Origin of the sequence: uncultured Jatrophihabitans sp. (assembly GCF_964252635.1) — a bacterium.
Taxonomy (GTDB): domain Bacteria; phylum Actinomycetota; class Actinomycetes; order Mycobacteriales; family Jatrophihabitantaceae; genus Jatrophihabitans.
Genome location: NZ_CAXUNP010000085.1, coordinates 1 through 4,026 on the forward strand (window position 1 = coordinate 1; position 4,026 = coordinate 4,026).

General features: G+C 71.4%; 5 protein-coding genes. 4 read left to right on the forward strand and 1 reads right to left on the reverse strand.

Translation table 11 applies throughout. The features are described 5' to 3' along the window. Positions 1 to 271: 271 nt before the first annotated feature. On the reverse strand, positions 272 to 1,192 hold the full coding sequence (locus ACFFCA_RS19700; protein WP_375487972.1) for an NADP-dependent oxidoreductase: 921 nt from the start codon (positions 1,190 to 1,192) through the stop codon (positions 272 to 274). A gap of 87 nt (positions 1,193 to 1,279) precedes the next feature. On the opposite strand from ACFFCA_RS19700, the gene ACFFCA_RS19705 reads away from it, so the two are divergent. The 4 genes from ACFFCA_RS19705 to ACFFCA_RS19720 form a co-directional block, all read left to right on the forward strand. Next, positions 1,280 to 1,774 (forward strand): DNA polymerase ligase N-terminal domain-containing protein, encoded by a 495-nt coding sequence (locus ACFFCA_RS19705; protein WP_375487974.1) that lies wholly within the window; start codon positions 1,280 to 1,282, stop codon positions 1,772 to 1,774. A gap of 70 nt (positions 1,775 to 1,844) precedes the next feature. Beyond that, positions 1,845 to 2,792, forward strand: a complete 948-nt coding sequence (locus ACFFCA_RS19710) for an ABC transporter ATP-binding protein (RefSeq protein WP_375487976.1) — start codon at positions 1,845 to 1,847, stop codon at positions 2,790 to 2,792. Then, positions 2,789 to 3,541 (forward strand): ABC transporter permease, encoded by a 753-nt coding sequence (locus tag ACFFCA_RS19715; RefSeq protein ID WP_375487978.1) that lies wholly within the window; start codon positions 2,789 to 2,791, stop codon positions 3,539 to 3,541. The genes ACFFCA_RS19710 and ACFFCA_RS19715 overlap by 4 nt, the downstream gene beginning before the upstream one ends. A gap of 117 nt (positions 3,542 to 3,658) precedes the next feature. Next, positions 3,659 to 4,026, forward strand: a 368-nt coding sequence (locus ACFFCA_RS19720; RefSeq protein ID WP_375487980.1) for a hypothetical protein, incomplete at its 3' end; no start/stop codon positions are given.

A 4,026-nucleotide genomic window follows, 5' to 3' on the forward strand; every position in this document is an offset into this window, starting at 1 on the left:
CGTGAAATCAGGGGAAGTCCAAGATCCACCACATCCTCGAACACATCCTCGGCGGACCGACAGCCTTAGACAACGCCGTCATGCTCTGCGGCCACCACCACCGAACCTTCCAGACAGCCAACTGGACCGTCGACATCCACAACGGCCGACCACGCTGGACCCCACCCAGAACCATCGACCCCGACCGGACACCCATCCCCGTCTGAACGAGCCCGGCCGAGCCGGGACTCGTCCGAACGGGAACGAGGCAACGCCCAGGAAGGCGCGACGGTCAGGGAAGCAGCACGATCTTGCCGCGCGTGTGCCGCTTGGCCAGCTCGGTGAAGGCCTCGCGCACCTGCTCCAGCGGGTACGTCGCGGCAATGGGGATCGTCACCGCACCGGAGGCGAGCTGGTCGGTCAGCTCGGCGACCACCTCGACCGTCGACGCGGTGGCACTGCCCTCGGCCTTGACGCCGAACTGCTCGGCCGCGCCGAAGTCGATGATGGTGTCGATGCGCTGCGGGTCGATCCCGAGACCGACCGCGAGCTCGACGTAGCCGCTGCCGAACGTGTCGATGAAGGCGTCGATGCCGTCGGGGGCCACGGCGCGGAGGCGGTCCTCCAACCCGTCGCCGTAGGTGACCGGCTCGACGCCCAGCGAGGTCAGCCACTCGTGGTTCGACGGGCCGGCGATACCGAGCACGCGGGAGCCCTTGGCCCGCAGCAGCTGCACGGCGATCGAACCAACGCCACCGGCCGCACCGCTGACGGCGACGGTGTCGTCCGGGCCGGCGCCGACCGCGCGGACGGCCGCGTAGGCGGTCACGCCCGCGACGAACAACGCACCGGCCTGCTCCCACGACACCGACGGCGGCTTGGCCACCAGCTGTCCGGCGGGGACCGTGGTCAGCGTCGCGTGCGCGGAGCGGGTGTCGGTCCAGCCCAGCACCTCGTCACCGACCTGCCACCGGTCGACGCCGGGCCCGACCGCGATCACGCGTCCGGCCAGGTCGCTGCCCTCCCCGCTGGGGAACGACGTCGGGTAGACCGCGTCGAGCAGGCCCTCACGGATCGAGTTCTCGCCCGGGTTTATCGAGGTCGCCACCACGGCGACCACGACCTGCCCCTCCTCCGGCGAGGGGTCGGCCACGTCCTCGACCCGCAGGACGTCCACGGATCCGTACTCGTCGAACCGCACTGCTCGTGCCATGTCTACCTCCTGGTCGCTGTTCCTCCGACAGGGCGCAACACCGCACCGGCCCAGGATGTGCCCGATCGGACGGGTACAACGCACGCCATGACGGACCCGCGGTTCGTGATCCAGCACCACCTGGCCACCGCCGACCACTACGACGTGCGCTTCGAGATCGACGGGGTGCTCGTCTCGTGGGCGGTGCCGAAGGGCCCGTCGACCGATCCCCGGATCCGGCGTCTCGCCAAACGCACCGGAGACCACGCGCTCGACTACGCGGGCTACGAGGGGGTGCTGGGTCCGCGGCGCGGCGGGGGGACGGTGCAGGTGTGGGACCACGGCACCTTCCGCAACATCAGCGAACACGACGGCCGGCCCGTCCCGGCCGGGGAGGCGCTCGCGGCGGGACATCTGTCCGTGGACGTCGACGGCGAGAAGATCACGGGTGGCTACTCGCTGATCCGCACGCGCGGCGAGAACATGTGGCTGCTCGTGAAGCGGCGGGGTCGTGGGGCCGACGCGCGCCGGGACCCGGTGGCCACCCACCCCGAGTCGGTGCTCACCGGCCGCACCCTGGACGAGATCGCCGCGCAGGGCTGAGGTCGCAGGGTTGACGTCGCTGGGCTGGCGTCGCAGCGCCGGACGCGCGGTTTGTGGTGGGATGTCACGCATGACCGCTCCCCCGCAGACGCAGCCGCCGGCGCCGTCGTCGAGCGCCGGGCCGCAGGACGGCCGGATCGTCGTCGACGGGCTGACCAAGGTGTTCCGCGGCAACATCCGCGCCGTCGACCAACTCAGCTTCACCGTCGAACCCGGCTCGGTGACGGGCTTCCTCGGGCCGAACGGCGCCGGCAAGACCACCACCCTGCGCATGGCGTTGGGCCTCGTCCGGCCGAGCAGCGGGCACGCCACGATCGGCGGGGTCGAGTACCGGCACCTCGGCCACCCGTCCCGCTCGGTCGGCGCCGCCCTCGAGGCGTCCAGCTTCCACCCGGCCCGGACCGCGCGGAACCACCTGCGCATCATGTGCACCGTCGCCGGCCTGCCGGCCCGGCGCGCCGACGAGGTGCTGGACCTGGTCGGTCTCGGCGGCGACTCCCGCCGCAAGGTCCGTGGGTACTCCCTCGGCATGCGTCAGCGGCTCGGCCTGGCCGCCGCGCTGCTCGGCGACCCGGCGGTGCTCATCCTGGACGAGCCGGCGAACGGACTCGACCCCGACGGCATCCGCTGGCTGCGCGGGTTCCTGCGGTCGATGGCCGACCAGGGCCGCACCGTGCTGATCTCGAGCCACCAGCTCAACGAGGTCCAGGAGATCGCCGACCGCGTGGTGATCCTCAACCACGGCCGACTCGTGCGTTCGGGTTCCATCGCGGAACTGACGGCGGGCACCGACCGCGTCTTCGTCCGCACCCCCGACCCGCAGGCCCTGTGGCACGCCCTCGGACCGAACGCCGCCGTCGACCGTGGCGACGACACCAGCCTGTACGTCCGCGGCCTGACCGCCGAGCAGGTGGGCCGTGCCGCCCACCAGCAGGGCGTGGAGCTGCACGAGCTGACGCCGCAACGCTCGGACCTCGAGGACCTGTTCTTCGCACTCACGTCGGGAGGTCAGCGATGACCAGGCTGATCGGCGCCGAGGTGCTCAAGCTGCGCACGACCCAGGTGTGGTTCTGGCTGCTGCTCGGAGCCGTGGCCGTCAGCGCCCTGTTCGTCATCGGCCCGCTGGCCGGCAACGACATCCACAACAGCGGCGACGTGGCCGACATGTTCTCGAACGCGGGCATCGCCTACACCCTGACGTTCGTCCTCGGCGTGCTCGGCGTGACCACCGAATTCCGCTACCAGACCATCACCCCGACGCTGCTTGCCACGCCGTCGCGGTGGGCGGTCGTCACCGCCAAGATGATCACCTACGCGATCGCCGGCATCCTCTACGCCGCCGTCTGCGTCGTCGTCGAGCTGCTCATCGCCGTGCCGTGGCTCAGCGCCAAGGGCGTCGACTACTCCCTCGGCAGCGACCACGTCCCGCAAGCCATCGTCAGCGTCTTCGTCACGCTCGCCCTGTTCGGCATCATCGGGCTCGGCGTGGGCGCGTTGCTGAAGAACCAGGTCGTCGCGGTGACCGTCGGGGTGATCTTCCTGGTCGTGCTGCAGAACATCCTGGTGGCCATCCCCGGCGTCAAGCACGTCTACCCCTACCTGCCCGGCGGCGCGGCCGCGGCCATCGCCACCGTTCCGGGGACCGACCGCACCGTGAACGGCGTCGAGCTGCTCTCCGGGACCGCCGGAGTCATCGTGCTGGTGCTGTGGGCGATCGTTCCCGCCGTCATCGGAGCGGCGTTCACCCTGAACCGCGACATCACCTGAGCCGGCGCCGTCGCCTGCGGCACATCCGGGCCTGTCCGGCCTGACCCGCCTGGGTCGCCCGCGTACCCTCGGCAGACGGCGACAATTCCAGGACAACCCGAGGACGGCGAAACGTTCGTGGCGACGACGGACCAGTCGACAGGCACCGACACCCCCAGCACCCCTGGCGATTTCGGCGCCAACGAGTGGCTCGTCGAGGACATGTACGAGCGCTACCAGGCCGACCCCGACAGCGTCGACGCCGCCTGGCACGACTTCTTCGCCGACTACCGTCCCGACCCCGCCCAGGGTGCGACGTCGAACGGCGGTGCTACGTCGAACGGCGGTGCGACGTCGAACGGCACTGGCGCCGACGGAGCATCTCCGGCCGCCGCGCCCGCCGCGCCGGCACCGAAGCACGCCGCGGCCGAGCCGGCGGCGAGCACCCCCACACCGTCGGAACCCGCCCCGGAGCCGGAGGCCAAGGCGCCGGCCACCCAGGGCAC